Annotated in this window: 20 protein-coding genes and 1 riboswitch; of the genes, 2 read left to right on the forward strand and 18 right to left on the reverse strand. The window is 74.3% G+C overall.

Going from position 1 to position 20,212, the window contains the following annotated elements; genetic code table 11:
• Positions 1-11 precede the first annotated feature (11 nt).
• From ribH to rpe, 8 genes are all read right to left on the reverse strand, one after another.
• Entirely contained in the window at positions 12-506 is a 495-nt protein-coding gene (gene ribH / locus ACIPN7_RS22495; protein WP_400547525.1) for a 6,7-dimethyl-8-ribityllumazine synthase, read from the reverse strand.
• The gene (gene ribA, locus ACIPN7_RS22500; RefSeq protein WP_400547528.1) at positions 503-1,966 is read right to left on the reverse strand and encodes a GTP cyclohydrolase II; all 1,464 of its coding nucleotides are present in this window, start codon (positions 1,964-1,966) and stop codon (positions 503-505) included. Before ribA ends, ribH begins: the two co-directional genes overlap by 4 nt.
• Positions 1,963-2,613, reverse strand: a complete 651-nt coding sequence (locus ACIPN7_RS22505) for a riboflavin synthase (protein ID WP_400547531.1) — start codon at positions 2,611-2,613, stop codon at positions 1,963-1,965. The genes ribA and ACIPN7_RS22505 overlap by 4 nt, the downstream gene beginning before the upstream one ends.
• Positions 2,613-3,797, reverse strand: coding sequence for a bifunctional diaminohydroxyphosphoribosylaminopyrimidine deaminase/5-amino-6-(5-phosphoribosylamino)uracil reductase RibD (gene ribD, locus ACIPN7_RS22510; protein WP_400547533.1), 1,185 nt, complete (start codon positions 3,795-3,797; stop codon positions 2,613-2,615). The genes ACIPN7_RS22505 and ribD overlap by 1 nt, the downstream gene beginning before the upstream one ends.
• Before the next feature lie 122 nt (positions 3,798-3,919).
• A riboswitch (FMN riboswitch) is annotated at positions 3,920-4,056 on the reverse strand.
• Between the two features lie 104 nt (positions 4,057-4,160).
• Positions 4,161-4,895 (reverse strand): DUF2306 domain-containing protein, encoded by a 735-nt coding sequence (locus ACIPN7_RS22515; RefSeq protein WP_400547536.1) that lies wholly within the window; start codon positions 4,893-4,895, stop codon positions 4,161-4,163.
• A gap of 100 nt (positions 4,896-4,995) precedes the next feature.
• A complete protein-coding gene (locus ACIPN7_RS22520) occupies positions 4,996-5,733 on the reverse strand; it encodes a response regulator (protein WP_400547539.1) in 738 nt (245 codons plus the stop codon).
• Positions 5,730-6,890, reverse strand: a complete 1,161-nt coding sequence (locus ACIPN7_RS22525) for a sensor histidine kinase (RefSeq protein WP_400547542.1) — start codon at positions 6,888-6,890, stop codon at positions 5,730-5,732. Before ACIPN7_RS22525 ends, ACIPN7_RS22520 begins: the two co-directional genes overlap by 4 nt.
• Before the next feature lie 171 nt (positions 6,891-7,061).
• Positions 7,062-7,724, reverse strand: coding sequence for a ribulose-phosphate 3-epimerase (gene rpe / locus ACIPN7_RS22530; RefSeq protein ID WP_285104703.1), 663 nt, complete (start codon positions 7,722-7,724; stop codon positions 7,062-7,064).
• A 51-nt stretch (positions 7,725-7,775) separates the two neighbouring features.
• Between rpe and ACIPN7_RS22535 the strand changes: the two genes are divergently transcribed.
• Together ACIPN7_RS22535 and ACIPN7_RS22540 are read left to right on the forward strand one after the other, a co-directional pair.
• Positions 7,776-8,204, forward strand: a complete 429-nt coding sequence (locus ACIPN7_RS22535; RefSeq protein ID WP_400547545.1) for a DUF1761 domain-containing protein — start codon at positions 7,776-7,778, stop codon at positions 8,202-8,204.
• Positions 8,205-8,320: 116 nt separating this feature from the next.
• The gene (locus ACIPN7_RS22540; protein WP_400547548.1) at positions 8,321-9,331 is read left to right on the forward strand and encodes a DUF3592 domain-containing protein; all 1,011 of its coding nucleotides are present in this window, start codon (positions 8,321-8,323) and stop codon (positions 9,329-9,331) included.
• Positions 9,332-9,364: 33 nt separating this feature from the next.
• Here ACIPN7_RS22540 and ACIPN7_RS22545 read toward each other — a convergent pair whose 3' ends face one another.
• The 10 genes from ACIPN7_RS22545 to mihF form a co-directional block, all read right to left on the reverse strand.
• Positions 9,365-10,909, reverse strand: a complete 1,545-nt coding sequence (locus ACIPN7_RS22545) for an RsmB/NOP family class I SAM-dependent RNA methyltransferase (protein ID WP_400547551.1) — start codon at positions 10,907-10,909, stop codon at positions 9,365-9,367.
• Entirely contained in the window at positions 10,906-11,913 is a 1,008-nt protein-coding gene (gene fmt / locus ACIPN7_RS22550) for a methionyl-tRNA formyltransferase (RefSeq protein ID WP_400547554.1), read from the reverse strand. The genes ACIPN7_RS22545 and fmt overlap by 4 nt, the downstream gene beginning before the upstream one ends.
• Positions 11,914-11,917: 4 nt before the next feature.
• A complete protein-coding gene (locus ACIPN7_RS22555; protein ID WP_400547557.1) occupies positions 11,918-12,922 on the reverse strand; it encodes a hypothetical protein in 1,005 nt (334 codons plus the stop codon).
• A gap of 109 nt (positions 12,923-13,031) precedes the next feature.
• Positions 13,032-13,670 carry an HAD family hydrolase gene (locus ACIPN7_RS22560; RefSeq protein ID WP_400547560.1) on the reverse strand — a complete coding sequence of 213 codons (639 nt, stop codon included), beginning with the start codon at positions 13,668-13,670 and terminating at the stop codon, positions 13,032-13,034.
• Positions 13,667-15,976 (reverse strand): primosomal protein N', encoded by a 2,310-nt coding sequence (locus ACIPN7_RS22565; protein ID WP_400548068.1) that lies wholly within the window; start codon positions 15,974-15,976, stop codon positions 13,667-13,669. Before ACIPN7_RS22565 ends, ACIPN7_RS22560 begins: the two co-directional genes overlap by 4 nt.
• A gap of 169 nt (positions 15,977-16,145) precedes the next feature.
• Positions 16,146-17,336: a methionine adenosyltransferase gene (gene metK / locus ACIPN7_RS22570; protein WP_400547563.1), complete on the reverse strand. Its 1,191-nt coding sequence runs from the start codon at positions 17,334-17,336 to the stop codon at positions 16,146-16,148.
• 57 nt (positions 17,337-17,393) lie between these two features.
• Positions 17,394-18,623 (reverse strand): bifunctional phosphopantothenoylcysteine decarboxylase/phosphopantothenate--cysteine ligase CoaBC, encoded by a 1,230-nt coding sequence (coaBC, locus tag ACIPN7_RS22575; protein WP_400547566.1) that lies wholly within the window; start codon positions 18,621-18,623, stop codon positions 17,394-17,396.
• A gap of 44 nt (positions 18,624-18,667) precedes the next feature.
• Positions 18,668-19,003 carry a DNA-directed RNA polymerase subunit omega gene (gene rpoZ / locus ACIPN7_RS22580; RefSeq protein WP_377206213.1) on the reverse strand — a complete coding sequence of 112 codons (336 nt, stop codon included), beginning with the start codon at positions 19,001-19,003 and terminating at the stop codon, positions 18,668-18,670.
• Positions 19,004-19,095: 92 nt separating this feature from the next.
• Positions 19,096-19,662, reverse strand: a complete 567-nt coding sequence (gmk, locus tag ACIPN7_RS22585; protein ID WP_285104685.1) for a guanylate kinase — start codon at positions 19,660-19,662, stop codon at positions 19,096-19,098.
• Between the two features lie 31 nt (positions 19,663-19,693).
• Positions 19,694-20,005 (reverse strand): integration host factor, actinobacterial type, encoded by a 312-nt coding sequence (gene mihF / locus ACIPN7_RS22590; protein ID WP_020015403.1) that lies wholly within the window; start codon positions 20,003-20,005, stop codon positions 19,694-19,696.
• Between the last annotated feature and the right edge of the window lie 207 nt (positions 20,006-20,212).

Consider the following 20,212-nt stretch of genomic DNA (forward strand, 5'->3'; position numbering starts at 1 on the left):
GTCTGCCTGCGTCAGACGGTGGTGGTGCCCGCGAGGCTCCGCAGCGTCACCGCCGTCGCGATCGCCGCCTCCACGGCCTCCGCGCCCTTGTCCTCGCTCGACCCCTCCAGCCCGGCCCGGTCCAGCGCCTGCTGCTCGGTGTCGCACGTCAGCACACCGAAGCCGACAGGCACTCCGGTGCGCACACTCACGTCCGTCAGGCCCGACGTCGCCGCCGAGCACACGTACTCGAAGTGCGGCGTGCCCCCGCGGATCACGACGCCCAGCGCGACGACGGCGTCCGCCGCCGGTCCCCCGCCGACGCCGGCAGCCCGCGCCGCGGCCACCGGCAGCTCGAACGAGCCGGGGACCCGCAGCTCCGTCCACTGCGCACCCGACGCCGCCAGGGCCCGCCGCGCGCCGGCCAGCAGGCCGTCCATCACCTGCTCGTGCCAGCTCGCCGCGACGACCACCACCCGCAGACCCGTTCCGTCGACCGTCACCTTCGGTGCTCCTGCCCCGCTCATGCGCATGCTCCTTCGTGCTCGTGCTCGTGCTCGTTCTGGCTCTGGCTCTGGTTCTGGCTCGCGTTGTCGTTCGTGTAGTGCCCCATCACCAGCCGCTTGGTCTCCAGGTAGCGGTGGTTGTGCACCCCGTGCCCCACCACCAGCCCGCGCCGCCCGACGACGTCCGTGCCCGCCGCACGCAGGCCCGTCACCTTCTCCGGGTTGTTCGTCAGGAGGGTCACGCCGTCCAGGCCGAGGTCCGCCAGGATCGCCGACGCCGCACCGTACTCGCGCGCGTCCACCGGCAGCCCCAGCTCGACGTTGGCCTCCACGGTGTCCAGCCCGGCGTCCTGCAGCGCGTACGCCTGGATCTTGGCCGCGAGGCCGATCCCGCGGCCCTCGTGCCCGCGCAGGTACACGACGGCGCCGCCCTCGGCGGCCACCGCCCGCAGCGAGGCCTCGAGCTGTGGGCCGCAGTCGCAGCGCAGCGAGCCCAGGCCGTCGCCCGTGAGGCACTCGGAGTGCACCCGCACCAACGGTGCCTGCCGGCCCTGGCGCGCATACTGTGCGGCAGACGCCGGGGCCGGGTCCACCGGCGTCAGGGCCAGGTGCTCCGCGCCCGAACGCAGGTCGCGGTACGCCACCACCCGGAAGTCGCCGTACTGCGTCGGCAGCGCGGCCTCCGCGACCCGCTCCACCCAGGGATCCGTGCGCGGAACTCCCGCAGTGCCTACCTCCGCAGTGCCTACCTCCGCAGTGCCTACCTCCGCAGTGCCTACCTCCGCAGTGAGTTCCTCTGCGGTGAGTTCCTCGGCGGCGGCCGGAGCCTCGTCGTGCTCCCGCCGCCACGCGACCAGGTCGGCAACCGTCAGCACCACGAGCCCGTACTCCTGCGCCAGGGCCCGTGCCTCCGGCAGGCGCATCATGGCGCCGTCGTCCCGGACCAGCTCGGCGATGGCACCCACCTCGCCGGAGCCGCCGGCCAGCCGCACCAGGTCCACCGCGGCCTCCGTGTGCCCCGCCCGCTCCAGCACGCCGCCGGGGCGGGCCCGGAGCGGCAGCACGTGCCCGGGTCGGATCAGGTCGCGCGCGCCCGAGCCCGGGTCAGAGAGGACCCGCAGGGTCAGCGCCCGGTCGGCGGCCGAGATGCCCGTCGACACGCCCACGGCGTCCACCGACACCGTGTACGCCGTGCCGCGCGGGTCCTCGCTGTGCTCGACCATCAGCGGGAGCTCCAGGGCGTCGGCCCGGTGCGTCGGCATCGGCGCGCACAGGTAGCCGGACGAGTGCCGCACGGTCCACGCCACCCACTCCGTCGTCGCGACGCCGGCGGCCAGCACGGCGTCCACCTCGTTCTCCCGGCCGGCGTCGTCGGCCACCAGTACGGGACGCCCGGCGGCGAGCTCGACGAGGGCGCGCTCCACGAGGCCCGTGCCCGTGACGTCAGTGCCCGCGGGATCCGCCACCTGCACGCCGCTCATCGCGCGACCCCGCTCGCCATGAGCCGTTCGATGTACTTCGCGAGCACGTCGACCTCCACGTTGACCGCGTCCCCCGGGGCCAGCCCGCCCAGCGTCGTGGCGGCGAGCGTCGTCGGGATGAGCGAGACACCGAACCCGTCGTCCGACACCCACGTCACCGTGAGCGAGACCCCCGACAGCGCCACGGAGCCCTTCTCCGCGACGTACCGGGTCAGCGCGGCGGAGGCGGAGAACTCGAGGTCGTCCCAGCGCGGGCCGGGCGTGCGCCGGACGAGCGTGGCCACGCCGTCGACGTGCCCCTGGACCACGTGCCCGCCCAGGCGGCCGTTCGCCGGCAGCGCCCGCTCCAGGTTGACCCGGGCGCCGGGGACCAGCCCGCCGAGCGATGTGCGCCGCAGGGTCTCGGGCATCACCTCGGCCACGAACGCGCCGTCGGCCACGGAGGTGACGGTCAGGCACACGCCGTCGACGGCGATCGAGTCGCCGGGACGCGCGTCGGACGTGGCGAGCGGCCCCGCGACGGTCAGGACGGCGTCGGGCGCGACGGCGTCCGTGTCGGGCGTGGCGGCGGTGTCGGCGACAGTCGGGCCGTCGGGCCGGACGAGCGCGACGACGGAGCCGAGCTCCTCGACGATTCCGGTGAACATCAGATCTCCTCCTGGGTGCGCCGGCCGGGTCGGCCGTCCTGAGTGGAAAGGGCGGCTGACCGGTCTGCGACTGACCGGTCTGCGGCTGACCGGTCTGCGGCTGGCTGGTCTGCGGCAGTCCGGTCGTCAGAGAACCGGTCCTCAGCGGGCTTGAGCCGGCGCGCGACCAGCAGCACGTCGTCGCCCAGCCGGGTCACGTCCCCGGTGGCGAAACGCGGGGCCTCGCCGATCGTGGTCACGCCGAGGTCGCCGACGGCGGTCGCGCCCGCTCCGAGCAGCACCGGGGCGACGTAGGCGTGCAGCTCGTCGACGAGATCCGCGGCCAGCAGCGCCGTGGCCAGCGTGGGGCCGCCCTCGACGAGCAGGTGGCGCACCTCCCGGCCGCCGAGCTCGCGCAGCCCGGCGTCGAGGTCGTGGGTGGGCAGATGCAGCAGCGGTCCGCCGGGCCCGCGCAGGCGGGCGTCGTCGGGCACCTCTCGACGGCCGAGGACCACGCGGAGCGGCTGGTGCTCGAACAGGCCGCCGTCGACCCGGCGGGCGGTCAGCGACGGGTCGTCGACGAGGGCGGTCCCCGAGCCGACGGCGATCGCGTCGACCTGCGCGCGGACGGTGTGGGCGTGGGCGCGGGCCTGGGGGCCGGTGATCCAGCGGCTGGTCCCGTCCACGGCGGCGACCCGGCCGTCGAGGCTGGTCGCGAGCTTGAGGGTCACGTACGGGCGGCCGGTGCGGACGGCGTGCAGCCAGGGGCGCAGCAGCTCCTCGCCCTCGTCGGCGAGCAGGCCGACGGACACCGGGATGCCCGCGTCGCGGAGCTTGGTCGCGCCGCCCGTCGCGACGGGGTTCGGGTCGCCGACCGCGACGTGCACCGTGGCGACGCCCGCCTCGATCAGGGCGTCCGCGCAGGGGCCGGTGCGCCCGTGGTGCGCGCAGGGTTCCAGGGTCACGACGGCCGTCGTGCCGCGCGGGTCGACGCCGCGGGAGCGCGCGTCCGCCAGGGCCGCAGCCTCGGCGTGCGGGGTGCCGGCGCCGCGGTGGTAACCCTCCGCGACGGTGCCGCCGTCGGGGTCCAGGAGCACGCAGCCGACGCGCGGGTTGGGCCCGTACGCCGGGCCCAACCGCGCCAGCGCGAGGGCGCGGCGCATCGCGGCCTGGAGACCGTCCGGTCCGATCGGTGCCTGATTCATGCCGTCCTCCCCGAGCGTCGGCGCTCCGGGGGTGGACGACGGGTACGCGGACGGAGAGCCGTGAAGGCCCCGCCCGCGCGCACGACGTCACGACGTCACGCGTCCCAGGGGACGGCGCCGCCGCACGTGCTTCCTCCCATCCGGACTTTCACCGTCGGTCCTGGAGTTCCACCAGGTCAACCGGCCCGTCCTTGCGGACGGACGCGGGTCGCGGACTATGACCGCCGGCTCGGAATTACACCGACCCCGGAGCACGTGTGTGCGTACTGCTGCTCGCCAGCATGCCACAGGTCGCGTCGCGTGCGGCCATGGTCTGCGTCACACGCGGTCTCGTCACGCACGCTCCCGTCATCTGGGCTCCGGTCACCTGGGCTCCCGGCGCCGGCGCCGGTGGATCACCCACTCGGCAACGGCGATGTTGATCACCCAGCCCGCGGTCAGCCCGATCGAGTTGGTCACGGGGTCCAGGCTCCCGGTGACCAGCACGAGGGGCCCGAGGAGCAGCCCCTGGGTCCCGGCGCCCATGGCCAGCGCGTACGCGCGCGTCATCCACGCGGAGTGGGTGGCGTAGTCCCGGCGCAGGGCCGCCCGGACCCCCAGCACGATCGCCACCAGCATGGTGGTGCCCACCAGGTAGCGCATGCCGTTGACCACCGCGGTGTCCTTGACCGGCAGGTCGTAGAACGCCGTCATCCAGAGCCCGGTCAGGGCGACGCCGACGCCCGCCGGGGCGAGCACCCGCCCGGCCCACCGGTGCCAGCGGCGGCGGCGCAGGCCCGGCACGAACTGGAAGGCGCCCAGCATGCTGTAGACCGTCACGCACACGATGTGCAGCACGACGGGCACCGGCTGGCTGACGAACCGGGCGTTCTCCTCGGTGAGCATCGGGTCGGAGGCGAGCTCGGCCAGCCGTGCGGAGCCGCCGAGCGCCGGGATCACCGACAGCAGGAGCAGGCCCGCGGGAACGAGCCAGGTGTGGCGGGCGGGTCGGCGCGCCGGGACGGGTGCGGTCCCGGGTGTCGCCCGCGACAGCGATCCGGATACCGCGTCGGGTGTCGTGCTGGGTGTCGCGCTGGGTGCCGCGTCAGATGTGGTCATGTACCGAGCGTCGCGGCCCGGCCGGTGCCGGGTCATGGGTCCGCGGAACAGTCTTCGTACCGGCCGAAAGTACGAGTGCCGTGCTGATCAGGCCGGTGGGTCAGGGCTGGCCCGGCCGCACCCGCCCCGTGTCGTAGGCCCAGAGCGCCACCTCGACCCGGTTGCGCGCGCCCACCTTCGTCATCAGGTTGGCGACGTGCGACTTCACCGTGCTGAGCGTGACGAACAGCTCGCGCGCGATCTCGGTGTTGGTCCGGCCACGGGCCACGGCCAGGAGCACCTCCTCCTCGCGGGCGGTCAGCGGATCGAGCGGCTGCGGGACGCCGTCCGCGCCGGACCTGCTCGCGCCCGCACCTCCACGCGTACTCGCCCCACCCTGCGGCGCGGCGTCCGCGAAGGCCCGGAGCAGCCGCGTGGTGACGCTCGGCGCGATGAGCGCGTCGCCCGCCGCGGCGGCCCGGACGGCCTGGGCCAGCAGCGCGGCGCCGGCGTCCTTGAGCAGGAACCCGCGCGCCCCGGCGCGCAGGGCGGCGTAGACGTACTCGTCGAGGTCGAAGGTCGTGATGACGACGACCGCGAGGGGGTCGGCCACCTCGCGTCCTGCGAGCAGCGCCGTGGCCTCGATCCCGTCCAGGCCCGGCATCCGGATGTCGAGCAGGCTGACGTCTGGCCGCAGCCGGCGCGCGAGCTCGACCGCCGTCCGACCGTCGACCGCCTGGGCGACCACCTCGATGTCGTGCTCCGCGTCCAGGATCATCGCCAGGCCGGTGCGCACGATCTCCTGGTCGTCGGCGACGAGCACGGTGATCGGCCTGACGGGCCCGCCGACGGCGATCATGCGGGTCGACCCGGCTTGCCGGTCAGCGGCAGCACCGCCTCGACGGCCCACCCGCCGGCGTCGTCCGGCCCGGCCGACAGCGTGCCGCCGAGCAGCGCCGCACGCTCGCGCATCCCGGCCAGCCCGTACCCGTCGCGGGCGGGTCGCGCCGGCGTGGCCCCGTCGTCGGACACGTGGAGCCGGACGTCCTGGTCGCGGACGGTGACCAGCACGGCGATCCCCGAGGCTCCGCGGGCGTGCCGGCGCGCGTTGGTGACCGACTCCTGGGCGATGCGGTGCACGGCGGACCCGACCGCCGCCGACACCGGGCCGGGGTCGCCCTCCACGACCACGCGGACGGGCGGGGCCGCGGTGTCGGCGAGGCGCTCGACATCGGCAAGCGTGGGGCCGGGCCCGCGTTCGACGGGCGCGCCCGTTGTGGCGCCTGCTGCCGGCGCCTCGTCCGAGCGCAGCGCCCGGACCAGCGTGCGCATCTCGGCGAGGGCGCGGGTGGCCTCGCCCTCGATGACCCGCAGGGCCTCCACCGCCGCGGTGGGGTCGGTGCGGGACACCGCGAGCCCGGCCTGCGCCCGGACGGCGACGGCAGAGACGTGGTGCCCCACGACGTCGTGCAGGTCGCGCGCGAGGCGTTCGCGCTCCAGCAGGGCGACCTGCTCGCGCTCCCGGCGTCGGGCACCGGCGCGGTAGCGGAACGCGAGGCCGAGCGCGAAGGCCGCGGAGAGGATCACCAGACCGGCCGCGACGTCGGTCCAGCTCAGGAAGCCGAGGGCGGCGTTCACGCCCACCTTGGCCAGGATCAGCGCGCCGCCGAGCACCATCGCCCGCCCGCTCCCCCAGCGGAACAGCGCGTACGCCAGGACCAGCATGAAGACGGCTCCCCCGAGGTCCAGCTCCCGGCCCAGCAGCACGGCCGGCACCCCGGACACGACGAACGCGACCGCGACCATGAGCAGCGGGTACGTGCGGCGCCACAGCAGGGTCGGCGCGAGCAGCACGACGGTGGCGACCTGCAGCCAGCGGCCCGGCACGTCGGGGCGCGCGATCCCCTCGATCACCGCCGCGGCGACGAACACGCCGACCAGCGCCCAGTCCCACCACGCCCGCGCGGGAACGTCGGCGGGCCGCGGCTCGTCCCAGACCGAACGGATGGCGGACACGGCCTCATGCTACGAGCGCCGGCCGCCCCGCGGGATCAGCCAGAAGTACGAGCCGGGCTCCCCCGCCGGGGCCGCTCGGCGAGGTGTGCGCACACCGTGGCGGGTGGTTGAACGCGCTTGGCACACTATTTCTGACGGGAACTTCGGCGCCGAGTGGACGGCCGGGGCCGGTCAGTGGGTGTGCTTGGCCGCCAGCTCGCGGAGCGTCGCGATCTCCGCCGGGATGTCCTCGGCCCCGTACACGGCCGAGCCCGCCACGAAGACGTTCGCGCCGGCGTCAGCCGCGCGCTCGATCGTGTCCCGCGACACTCCCCCGTCGACCTGGATCCACACGTCCAGCCCGGACTCGCTCACGGCCTGCCGCGCGCGCCGGATCTTGGGCAGCGTGCCCTCGATGAACGACTGCCCGCCGAACCCGGGCTCGACCGTCATCACCAGGATCATGTCGATCTCGGCCAGCAGGTCGAGGAAGGGCTCCACCGGCGTGGCCGGGCGCAGCGCCACGCCGGCGCGCGCGCCGAGCCGGTGCAGCTCCCGGGCCAGGCGGACGGGCGCCTGCGCGGCCTCCGCGTGGAAGGTGACCGACGCCGCCCCCGCCTCCGCGAACGCCGGCGCCCACCGGTCCGGGTTCTCGATCATGAGGTGGGCGTCGAGCGGGATCGGCGACACTTTGGCGAGCCGCTCGAAGATCGGCAGCCCCAGCGTCAGGTTCGGCACGAAGTGGTTGTCCATGACGTCGACGTGCGCGTAGTCCGCGGAGGCGATCCGGCCGAGGTCGCGCTCGAGGTTGGCGAAGTCGGCGGACAGGATGCTGGGGGCGATGAGTGCTGCCATGATGCCAGCGTAGGGCCCGATTCCCACCGCCTCGACCGACCGGGAGCGCCGATGATCCCCGATGTGAACTACTGGGCCGTGATCGTGGCGACGCTGTCCACGCTCGTGGTGGGCTCGGTCTGGTACACGCCCAAGGTGTTCGGCACGCGCTGGATGCGGCTGGCCAAGGTGGACCCCCGGGCCGCCGAGGCGGCGGGCGTCTGGCCCATCGTCGTGACGGTGGTCGTCAGCTTCCTGACGGCGTGGGTACTGGCCGGTGCCGTCTACATCTCGTGGGTGTTCTACGAGGGCAGCTTCTTCACGGCGTCGGTCGTGACGGCGGTGCTGCTCTGGATCGGCTTCACCGCGGCCCGCTTCATCACCCACGACGCCTTCGAGGGCCGCCCGCCACAGCTCACCACGCTGAACCTGGCGCACGAGCTGGTGACGATCCTGGTCATGGCCGTGATCATCGGGGTGTGGCCGCCGGCGGGTGTCTGACCCCGCGCGGTGCCCTCGCGAAGCTCATCCCGGCGGCGCCCCGATCGACGTGGCGCCGATCGACGTGGGTCAGACCGGAGTGGCTCAGACCGGAGTGGCGCCGCTAACCTCCGAGCGTGACCGAGCCAGAGACAGCCGCAGCGGTCGGCAGGTCGGGACCTTTCCGGAGCGCCAGCACCGGCGGCCTCGTACTCATGATCTTCCTGATCTTCCTTGGTGCGGCGTATCCGGCCTACGCCACGTTGGAGCATGTCCGGGACCGAATGATCCTCGCGGACCGTGGGGTGCAGGTCGACGTCTGGGTGGTCGACCGGAACTGGGTGCGCAAAGGCCCGGACACGATGGTCGTCCGGCCGGACGACCCGCCGTACTTCGAGACGACTCTCCACCGCTGGCGCGGCGACCTCGCCTTCAACGACCGGCTCGACGTCGTGTACGACCCCCACGATCCCGGACGGGTGGTCACCGTCGACGAACCGCTGGTGGACGGGCAGGTGCTGCTCTTCGCGAGCCTCGACCTGCTCGCGCTCGCGTTCTTGCTCACCGCCGTCGGTGAACTCCTCCGGCGCGCGCCGGCGCGGCGTCGGGACGAGGTCGCACCCGACAGCGCTGGACGACCTCCCGTGAGGCCTCGCCCCCGCCGGCCCCTCGCCGGCTGGGAGGCGCCGCAGATCGTCCTGCTGCTGATCATCGGGCCTGTACTGGGCGCCGCGATATTCGGTCTGCTCACCGCGAGCTCCCTCAGCGATGCGGCGGCCCTGAGAACTACCGGCGTCACTGCACGCGCGGTAGTCGTGAAGAGCGTCTGGGACGGCGCCGGCGACCTCGACGTCCGGTTCCCCATCCAGGACGGCACGAGGCGCACGGCCCACGTCGTCGTGAGGGACGGCGTGTATTACGAGGGTGACCCCGTGGACGTCGTCTACGAGCCGGCCGACCCGCGCAACGCCCGGTTGGCCGGACAGAGCGATGGGAATTCTCCCCTGTGGATCTACACCGCCGCTCTCGCCGCAGTGGCCGCGACGGCGGCCGTGTCCGTCACGACAGCCATCAGCACGCTGGTTTACCGCAGTCGGGGCGCCGGACCCACACCCGGCCAGGGTCTCGGTCCGGCCTTCGGAAGGTAGATGTGGCGCAGTGTGTGTTGCCGACGGTAGGCCTTAGCCCACCTTGCGCAGCAGCGTCAGGTGCATCGCGTCCGTCCCGTGCACGTGCGGCCAGAGCTGCACGTCGTCGCGGTCGGCCAGCGGGATGTCAGCGCCCGGGCGCACCACGGACCGCATCGCGGCCTGCGCATCCAGCCGCTCGACGTCGGAGCGCTTCTTCAGCACGTCGGACACCACGAGCTGCGTCTCGGCCAGGTGCGGCGAGCACGTCACGTACGCCACCACTCCCCCGGGCCGGACGGCGTCCAGTGCGGATGCGAGCAGCTCGCGCTGCAGCCCGGTGAGCGCTGCGAGGTCCGACGGCGTCCGCCGCCACCGGCTCTCGGGCCGACGGCGCAGCGCGCCCAGCCCCGTGCACGGCGCGTCGACGAGCACCCGGTCGTAAGCCCCGGGCTCCTCCGTGCCGACCTCGCGCCCGTCGCCGGTGCGCACCTCCTCGACCACGCCGTCGGGCAGCGCCGCCAGGGCGTTGGCGACCAGGCGAGCGCGGTGCGGCGCCACCTCGTTGGCGACCAGCGTCGCGCCGCGCTCGGCGGCCAGGGCGCCGAGCAGTGCGGCCTTGCCGCCCGGGCCCGCGCACAGGTCCAGCCAGCGGCTGTCGGCGCCGTCCAGCGGTACGCCGGCGAGGGCGAGCGTGACGAGCTGCGATCCCTCGTCCTGGACGCCCGCGAGGCCCTCCCGGATCGCGGGGATGCCGGACGGGTCCGAACCCTCCAGGCGCAGCGCCGTGGGTGCCCAGCGCCCGGCGACCAGGTCGACGTCGCCCCAGGCATTCTCGTCGGAGGCCTCCACCAGGCCCGGCCGCGCCACGAGGGTGACGCGCGGGGCGGCGTTGTCCGCGGCCAGGAGGTCGCCGAGCTCGTCGACGCCGCGACCGTTGCCCGCCAGCGCCTCCCGCAGCGCACGGGCGATCCACAGCGGGTGCGACTCGGTGGTCGCGAGGCCGCTCAGGGCTTCCGGCGCCTCCTTCTCCAGCACCGACAGCCACTCCTCGAGCGGGCGCTCGGACACCCGGCGCAGCACGGCGTTCACCATCTGCGCGGGCCCGGCGCCCACCCGGTTGCGCGCGAGCCCGACCGTCTCCGAGACCGCGGCGTGCCCGGGCACCCGCATGCCGAGGAGCTGGTGCGCGCCGAGGCGCAGGACGTCGAGCAGCGCCCCGTCCAGACCCGACAGCGGCCGGTCCACGCACGTCGCCAGGATCGCGTCGTACCGGCCGCGCATCCGCAGCGTGCCGTAGGTCAGCTCGGTGGCGAAGCCGGCGTCGCGCCCGCGGATCCGCCGCTCGCGCAGCAGCGGGGGCAGCACCAGGTTCGCGTACGCGTCGGACTCGTCGACCTCACGCAGCACGTCGAAGGCAGCCATGCGCGCCGGGTCGGTGCCCTTGCGGCGCTCCGCGGGCGCCTGCGAGGTGCGGGACCGGTCGCCGCGGGACCGCGACGCGGAGCGCTGCCGCCCCGCGGAGCTGCGGCGCTCGTCGCCGAAGCCCCGGCCGCCGCGCTCGCTGCGTCCTCCGCGATCGCCGTCGTGGCCGCTCATGCGGAGGCCCCCGTCGTGCTCGTGGCGGACGGCGTGCCAGTCGCCGAGGCAGTGTCAGTCGCCGTCGTCCCGCCCAGCACCAGCCCCGCCTCGACGAGCGCGCGACCGCCGCCCCGTGCCCAGTCGGGCGCGGGCATGGCCTTCTTGCCGACCGGCCGCACCTCTCCCAGTGCGACGGCGTGCGTCGCCGTGCCGACCAGCACCTCGTGCTTGAGCGCGCGCACCTCGCCCGCCCGCAGGTCGGTGACATCGGGGCGTGGCGAGACGGGTCCGAGGCCCAGGCGGGATCCGTCGGGCAGCACGGTCCACGCGCCTGGCGCGGGCGTGCAGCCGCGCACCAGGCGGTCGACCGCGAGCGCCGGGTCCGTCCAGGCGACGCGGGCGTCGTCGGTGGTGAGCTTGGCGGCGACGGAGACGCCGTCGGCGGGCTGGGGCTGGGGCTGGAGGGTGCCGTCCTCCAGGGCGTCGAGGGTGGCGACGAGCAGCTCGGCGCCGGAGACGGCGAGGCGGCCGAGGAGGTCGCCGGAGGTGTCGGTGGGGCGGATGGTCTCGGTGGCCGTGCCGAGCACGGGGCCGGTGTCCATGCCCTCGTCGAGCAGGAAGGTGGTGGCGCCGGTGACCTCGTCGCCGGCGATGAGGGCGCGCTGCACGGGGGCGGCGCCGCGCCAGGCGGGCAGCACGGAGAAGTGCAGGTTGATCCAGCCGAGGCGGGGTACGGCGAGCACGGCGGGGCGCAGGATGTGGCCGTAGGCGACGACGGGGGCGGCGTCGACCTGGAGCTCTTCGAGCAGGGCGACGAACTCGTCCCCGCGCGGGACGTCGGTGATGACGCGGATCCCGGCCTCCTCGGCCCGGGCGCGCACCGGGCTGGGCGTGAGCTTGCGGCCGCGGCCCGACGGCGCGTCGGCGCGGGTCAGGACGGCGACGACCTCGTGGCGCGAGGCGAGCAGGGCCTCCAGGGAGGCGACGGCTGGTTCGGGGGTTCCGGCGAAGAGAAGACGCACCGGGTCAGTCTAGGTGTGCCGCCTCGTTGACCGCGGCCCGACGCCGGGCGACGAGCACCACGCGCCCCGCGCCGACCAGGGTCAGGATCACGATCGTGGCCGCGGCGGCGACGGTCAGCGCGTCCGGGCCCGTGAGCGGCTGCCCGCGCAGGGCCTGCCAGGCCAGCAGCAGGACGACCGCGAGCGCCGCCCCGCCGGCGAGGAGCACGAGCCGGGCGCGGTCGCGGACCGTGAGCCAGGTGGCGGGCACGGCGGCGAGCAGCCAGGCCACGAGCGGCAGGGCCTGCATGGCGTGGATGCCGACGAAGTGCGCGGCCCGCAGGTCGCCGGCGACGGTGGACCAGCCGAGCACGGGCAGGCCGGGCCCGCCGTCCGCCGGGCCCACGGTATGGGCGCCGATCAGCACGCGGTCCCCGCCGGCGCGCAGGGCGTCGAGCTGGGTGGGCGTGGGGTCGGTCATGAGGAAGGCGACGGCCATGCCGACGACGGCGACGACGAGGCCGCCGCGCAGGCCCCAGGCGAGCACGGGGTCGTCCAGCCGCTGGGCGAGCAGCACGACGGCGAGGACCACGTTGGTGGCCCACAGCGTGGCGATGGCGCCCGCCATGGTGAAGTACACCGTCTGGTCGAGCGGGGTGCTCACGTTGAAGTGGCTGCGCAGCCCGCGCGCCGACTGGAGCACGATCAGCGCCTGCTCGATCAGCAGCGCGGCCGCGACGATCCAGGAGACGGTCACCACGAGGCGCCGTCGGCCACGGACGTAGGTGAGGAGCCAGACCAGCGTGAGGCTGTACACGCAGATCGAGACGGCGAACTTCGCGGGCTTGAGCCAGGTGGGCTCGCCGAGCACCTGGCGCGGGTCGGCCGCCAGGCCCACGAGGCACACCAGCAGCACCACTGCCGTCAGCAGGGTGGTGACGGCCAGCGGCGGGTTGGTGCGGACGGCGCGCGTCAGCAGGGCGGCCGGGGTCTTCGCGGCAGGCGGCGCCGGCGATGCGGGCGAGGTCATGGCGCGAGCCTGGCACCGCCCGGCGGCGGCGGGGAGGTGATTCGCCCGTCGCCGAAGGGCCGTGCACCCGGTGGTCGTGTTGCTGCTGCGCTGGCGGCCTTCCGGCGCGTCAGGTCGTGACCGGGAGCCCCAGGGCGCGCAGGTCGTGGCGCAGGGCGTCGGTGTCGGTGAACACGACGCCGTGGAAGCCCACGCCGCGTGCGGCGTCCACGTTCACCTGCTTGTCGTCGACGAAGACGGCACGCGACGGGTCCACCCCGAACCGCTCGACCACCAGCTCGAAGATGCGCCGGTCCGGCTTGGCCATGCCCTCGCGCCCGGACACGATGACGTCCTCCATCAGCCCGATCGCGGGCGCGGCGGGTTCGGCGCTGTGGAAGGTCTCGGCCTGCCAGTTGGTCAGGCCGTACAGCCGCAGACCGAGCCCCTTCAGCTCGGCCACCAGTTCCGCCGACCCCTCGATGGGTCCCGTCAGCGACAGCTCGTAGTGCTCCACGTACCGGCGCAGGTCCTCGACCTGCTCGGGGTGGGTCCGGCCCACCCGCTCCAGCAGCACGGCGTAGGACGTCCCGGCGTCCGCGGCGTGGTTGATCGAACCGAAGTCGACGGCCTCGAAGAACGCCTCGATCTCCGCCCGCGGGCGCCCCTCGTACGGCCCGAAGGGGTCCCACCCGATCAGCACGTTGCCGAAGTCGTAGACGACGGTGTCGATCGCGGGCACCTCGGTCGCGGGGTCGGCTGGGGTCACAGCATCTCCTTCGGGTCGAGCTGTACACGGACGGTCCCACCCTCACGGCGCGCGGAGCGGACGGCGAGGCTGGCCCTGAGCCTACGGGCGAGCTCGTCACCCTGGGCGAGCGGGACCCGCAGCACGGTGCGCACGGGCAGGTCGAGGACCTGGAACCCGGCGTCTCGGCGGCCCGACGGCGCTCCCGTGCCCCGGCCGCCCGGGCCGCGCCCGGGGGTCTCCGGGTCGATCTCGACGGGTCCCAGCACGCCCGAGCCCGCGCCCAGGTCCTCGCGCAGCCCGACCCGGCCGACGACGGCGTCCACCGCGGTCCGGTCGCCGGTCACGGCGGCGACCCGGACGGCGGGCGGCAGGTGCAGCTCGGCGCGCTCGTCGAGCTCCCGCCCCGCGAAGCCGGCCGGGTCCCAGCGCACCAGGGCCTGGGTGGGTCCGGGGGCGCCGTCACCCACGAGCAGCACCTGTCCCCCGGGCCCGGGGCGGACCAGCGAGGATGCCGCGAGCCAGCGGTGCAGGGCCTCCGTGCCCGCGGCGAGGCCGGTGCCGCCGGTCATCACGGCGGCGTCGAGCAGGAGCGCGATGGCGTAGCCGCCGTCGGCGACGGGCTCGGCGCCGGGGGTCGCCACGACGAGCGCGGGAGCGGCCGGGACGACGTCGAGCACCCCGCCCGGGGCGGACGCCGCCGACAGGCGCACCGGCACCCCCGTGAACGCGCGGCCGAGCTCCTCGGCGGTGCGCGCCGAGCCGACGCGGACCGACCGCAGGCCCGTCCACCCGCACTCCTCGCACCGCCAGCCCCCGGCCAGGCGGCCGCACCAGGTGCACTGCGGGGCGCCGTCGGCGTGCGGCAGACCCAGGGGCCCGTGGCAGTGCGCGCAGCGGGCCGCGACGCGGCAGCGGGAGCACGCCACGACCGGCAGGTAGCCGGAGCGGGGCACCTGCACCAGCACCGGGCCCCGGTCCAGGGCCTCGCGCGCGGCACGCCACGCGGTGGACGGGAGCCGGGCCGCGGCGGCGGCGCCGTCCCGCGCCAGCTCGACGGACGTCAGCGCGCGCACCCGCGGCGCGTGGGCCCGCACCACGTCCCGGGGCGCGGCGAGCTCACGCGCCCAGCCGGACGCGAGCAACGCCTGCGCCTGCACGGTGCGCCCCGGCGAGCCCAGCAGGAACGCCGCTCCCTCACGCTCGGCACGCAGCGCCAGCACGTCGCGCGCGTGCGGGTACGGCGCGTGCGGCTCGGCCAGCGTCTCCTCGCCGTCCCCCCACAGGACCACCAGGCCGAGGTCGGCGACCGGCGCGAACATCGCGGCCCTGGTCCCCACCACCACTCGCGCGTCGCCCCGCAGCGCCCGCAGGAACGCCCGGTACCGGGGCGCGGGGCCGTCGTCGGCCAGCAGGCGCACCACGTCGTCGTCGGCCATCCCGGCGCCCTCCAGGGCGGCGGTCACACGCGCCACGTCCCGCGCGTCCGGCACGACGACGAGCACCCCGCGCCCACCCGCGCTGCACGCCCGCACGGCTTGCGCGACGGCGGCGGCCCAGTGCGGGGTGCCCGTACCCGTGGCCGCGTCGACGCCCACACCCGGCAGCGCCGACCACACGGCCCGGGGCGCCTCGCCCGCCAGGATCCGGCGCAGGTACGCCTCACCCCCACGGTACGGGGCCCAGGCGGACGACGGCGGCGCGAGGGCCGGTTCCGCTGCGGACGCACCGTCCCGCATCGCAGTGTCGTCCCGTGCCGCAGTGTCGTCCCGTGCCGCAGTGTCGTCCTGGCCCGGCATGTCGTCCTGGGCCGGCATGTCGTCCTGGGCCGGCATGACCTCGGTCTCCGGCACCGGCTCCTTCTCCACACGCGCGTGCCGTGGCGGCAGGGCCAGGCGCAGGACGTCGGCCAGCGTGCCGGCGTACCGGTCGGCCACGGCGCGGCACAGCTCGAGCACCTGCGGCGTCAGCACCCGCTCGCCGGACACCACCCGACGCAGCGGCACGAGCCGGCCGTCGTGGTCCGACGTCTCCTGGCGCGCGACGACGTAGCCGGCGACGTCCTGCCGCCCGAACCGCGCCTTGATCCGCACGCCGGGCTGGGCGTCGTCGGCCATCGTCGCGGGGACGAGGTAGTCGTACGGCTGGTCGAGGTGCGCGGGCTGCAGGTCCAGCACGACGCGTGCGACCGGCAGGGTCTGAGCGATCGGGATGCCGCTGGTCTCGGCATTGTCGAGCGGGTCCCGGGAGCTCTTCTCCCCCCGGCCGGCAGCGGGAGCACCGCCCACCTCGTCCAGCCCGAGCAGCGCCCCGTCGTCCACCGCCATGTCCCCGTTCACGTACCTATCCCACCACGGGCCACCCACACTCCGCGGCGCACGCCGACCCCGTCCGGCTGCCCCGCGAGGTCATCGCCAGGCAGTGAGGTCAGCACTGGGGTCAGCGGGCTGGCGGCCTCAGGAGCGCCCGATACAGGAGCGCCCAGAACACCAGCCCTCAGAACAGGCTGCGCAGGTCCTCGACCCGGTCCGTGCGCTCCCACGTGAAGTCGGGCAGGTCGCGGCCGAAATGCCCGTACGTGGAGGTGGCCCGGTAGATCGGCCGCAGCAGGTCGAGGTCGCGCACGATCGCGGCGGGGCGCAGGTCGAACACCTCGTGGATGGCCGCGGTGATCTTCGAGACGGGCACGGTCTCGGTACCGAAGGTCTCGACGTAGAGACCCACGGGGTGCGCCTTGCCGATCGCGTAGGCGACCTGGACCTCGCAGCGCCGCGCGAGCCCGGCGGCCACGATGTTCTTGGCCACCCAGCGCATGGCGTACGCGCCCGACCGGTCCACCTTGGAGGGGTCCTTGCCGGAGAACGCGCCGCCGCCGTGCCGCGCCATGCCGCCGTAGGTGTCGACGATGATCTTGCGGCCCGTCAGGCCGGCGTCGCCCTGCGGCCCGCCGATGACGAACTTGCCGGTCGGGTTCACGAACTGCCGGGCGCCGGTCCAGTCGAGGCCCGCGGACTCCAGCACGGGGGCGATGACGATCTCCGCCACCTCGACGTGCAGCTTCTCCTGCACCACGTCGGCGTCGTGCTGGGTGGAGAGCACCACCGTGTCGACGGCGACGGGCCGGTCGCCGTCGTACCCGATGGTCACCTGGGTCTTGCCGTCGGGGCGCAGGCCCAGCAGCTCGCCGGACTTGCGGACGGCGGCCAGGCGCTCCGAGAGCCGGTGCGCCAGCCAACCGGCCACGGGCATGTAGGCGGGCGTCTCGTCGGACGCGTAGCCGAACATCAGGCCCTGGTCGCCGGCGCCCTGGGCGTCCAGCGGGTCGAGGTCGCTGGTGTCGTCACGCATCTCGAGGGCCTTGTCGACACCCTGCGCGATGTCGGGCGACTGCTGCCCGATGGAGACGGACACACCGCACGAGTCGCCGTCGAACCCGATGGCCGACGACGTGTAGCCGATGCCGCGCACCACGTCCCGCACGATCTGCGGGATCTCGACGTACGCCTCGGTGGTCACCTCGCCCGCGACGTGCACCAGCCCGGTGGTGACCATGGTCTCCACCGCGACGCGCGACGTCGGGTCCTGCTCCAGCAGGGCGTCGAGGATGGCGTCGCTGATCTGATCACAGACCTTGTCCGGATGACCCTCGGTCACGGACTCGGACGTGAAAAGGCGCAGCTCGCTCATGGCCACCAGCCTACGTCTCGCACAGTGGGAAGTCGATCCTGGTAGGTGAGACGGGTGTCACGGCAGCAGCTTGGCGACGGCGTCCCACAGGGCGTCCGCCACCTCGCGCTTCGACCCGGAGGCCAGTCCGACGACGTCGCCGGTCCCGTCCAGGATCGTGACCTCGTTGCTCTCGGTGCCGAACCCGCGCCCCGCACCGACCGCGTTCACCGCGATCAGGTCGGCGCCCTTGCGCCGGGCCTTTGCCCTGCCGTGCTCCAGCACGCTGCCCGACGCGTCACCCGTCTCGGCGGCGAAGCCCACCACGACCTGGCCGGGACGCAGCCGGTCGTGCGCGATCTCCGCGAGGATGTCGGGGTTCTCGACGAGCTCGATGGGCGCGGGACCCTGCCCCGGCACCTTCTTGATCTTGGCGTCGGGCGTGACGGCGGGGCGGAAGTCCGCCACGGCGGCGGCCATCACCACGACGTCGGCGTCCACGCCCACGGCCCGGACCGCGTCACGCAGCTCCACCGTGGACTCCACCTGCACGACGGAGCAGGCCCGCGGACCCGCCAGGACCTGGTCGGTGACGTCCTGCGCGAGGTTCGCCGCCACCAGCGTCACGTCGGCGCCGCGCGCGGCGGCGGCCTGCGCCAGCGCCACGCCCTGCCGGCCGCTGGACCGGTTCCCGATGAACCGCACCGGGTCGATGGCCTCACGGGTGCCGCCCGCGGAGACGACGACGCGCCGACCCGCGAGGTCGAGGTTCTCGGCCGGCGGGTCGGCGACGAGCGAGAGCGCCTCGCGCGCGATGTCCTCGGGGTCGGGCAGCCGCCCGGGGCCGGTGTCGGCGCCGGTCAGGCGGCCCGAGGCAGGCTCGATCACGTGCACGCCCCGCTCGCGCAGGGTCGCCACGTTCGCCCGGGTGGCCGCGTGGTCCCACATCTCGGTGTGCATCGCCGGGGCGAGCACCACCGGGCAGCGGGCCGCCAGCAGCGTGGTGGTCAACAGGTCGTCCGCGAGCCCCGCGGCGGCACGCGCCATGAGGTCCGCGGTGGCCGGCGCGACGATCACGAGGTCGGCGTGCTGCCCCAGCGACACGTGCTGCACGCCGGGGACGTCGTCGAACACCTCGGTGCTGACGGGCTCGCCCGACAGCGCCTCGAACGTCGGGGCGCCCACGAACTCCAGCGCCGCGCGAGTCGGGATCACGCGCACGGCGTGCCCCTGCTCGCGCAGCAGCCGCAGCAGGAGCACCGCCTTGTACGCGGCGATCCCACCGGAGACGCCGAGGAGGATCCTCATCGGTGGTCGCCCTCCAGGACCAGCGGCCTGCCGGTCACGTCCGGTCAGGCCGGGAAATCGGGCAGCGACTGCTCGGCCTTCGCGGCGGCAGCGGCGTCAGCCTGCGCCTGCACCTCGGCCGGGTCGACCTCCTCGATGGTGAGGAGGCCCTGGGTGATCTCGCGCATCGCGATGGAGAGGGGCTTCTCCTGGTTGCGGGTCTCGACGAGCGGGCCCACGTTCTCCAGGAGGCCCTCGTTGAGCTGCGAGTAGTACGCGTTGATCTGACGGGCGCGCATGGACGCGTACAGCACGAGGCCGTACTTCGAGTCGATACGCTCGAGCAGCTCGTCGATCGGCGGGTCGGTGATGCCCTCAGGGGCGGCGACGGTTCCGGCCATGGTGAAGCTCCAGAAGTCTTGGGTGACGGGGGAAAGTCCGAGGACCGAGTCTACCTGCTCTGTCACCCGGAGGTGGCAGGCAGCGCGCCGGGCTAGCCGACAGGTGTGGTGGAACCCACACCCATCACGGCGACGAGCGCGTCCGTGGCACGGTGCACGTCGTCGTTCACGATGGTGACGTCGAACTCCTCCTCGGCGGCGAGCTCGACGCGCGCCGTGGCGAGCCGCCGCTCCCGCTCCTCCGAGTCCTCGGTGCCACGACCGACGAGCCGCCGGACGAGCTCGTCGAAGCTCGGCGGGGCGAGGAAGACGAACCGGGCCTCGAGGCCCGAGGCCGTCACCGCGTCGCGCACCTGGCGCGCGCCCTGGAGGTCGATCTCCAGGAGCACGGGGACCCCGGCGGCGAGCTTCTGCTCGACCGGCCGCCGTGGCGTCCCGTACCGGTTACGACCGTGCACCACCGCCCACTCGAGCATCTCGTCGGAGGCGACCATGCGGTCGAACTCCTCCGGAGACACGAACAGGTAGTGCACTCCGTCCACCTCGCCCGGGCGCGGCGACCGGGTGGTCGCCGACACGGAGAGCCAGACCTGCGGATAACGGTCCCGCACGTCGGCGGAGACCGTGCCCTTGCCCACCGCGGTGGGACCTGCGAGCACGGTCAGCCGTGCGGGTTGTGTCGTACTGATCTCAGCCAAACCTCTCGATGAGCGCCGCCGACTGGTGCGGTCCAAGGCCTCGGACGCGGCGGGTCTCGGCGATCCCGATCTCTTCCATGATCGCCCTGGCCTTAACCTTACCGACCCCGGGCAGCGACTCGAGCAACGAGACGACCTTGAGCTTGCCGACGACGTCGTCCTTCTGGCCCTGCTCGATGACCTCCCTCAGGGAACCTTGCGAGTACTTGAGCTTGTTCTTGATCTCTGCCCGCGCGCGTCGCGCCTCGGCTGCCTTCTCGAGTGCTGCCGCACGCTGCTCGGGTGTGAGGGGTGGTAGTGCCACGCAAGTCACCTACTCGTCTCTCGACCGGTCTTCTGACTCGGGACGTCCGGTCCTCGCTCGGGCCCGATGCCCAAGTCCGTGACCTGGCCCGCAACCGGTCTGGTGTGAACTGCTGCATCGAAAGTAGCCATCGCCTCAGTGGTCGGCAATCGCAGAACGCCACTTCGTGAAAACTCATGCACATGCGCTTTTAAGCATTTAGTACAT

Origin of the sequence: Promicromonospora sp. NPDC090134 (assembly GCF_044746965.1) — a bacterium.
Classification (GTDB): Bacteria; Actinomycetota; Actinomycetes; order Actinomycetales; family Cellulomonadaceae; genus Promicromonospora.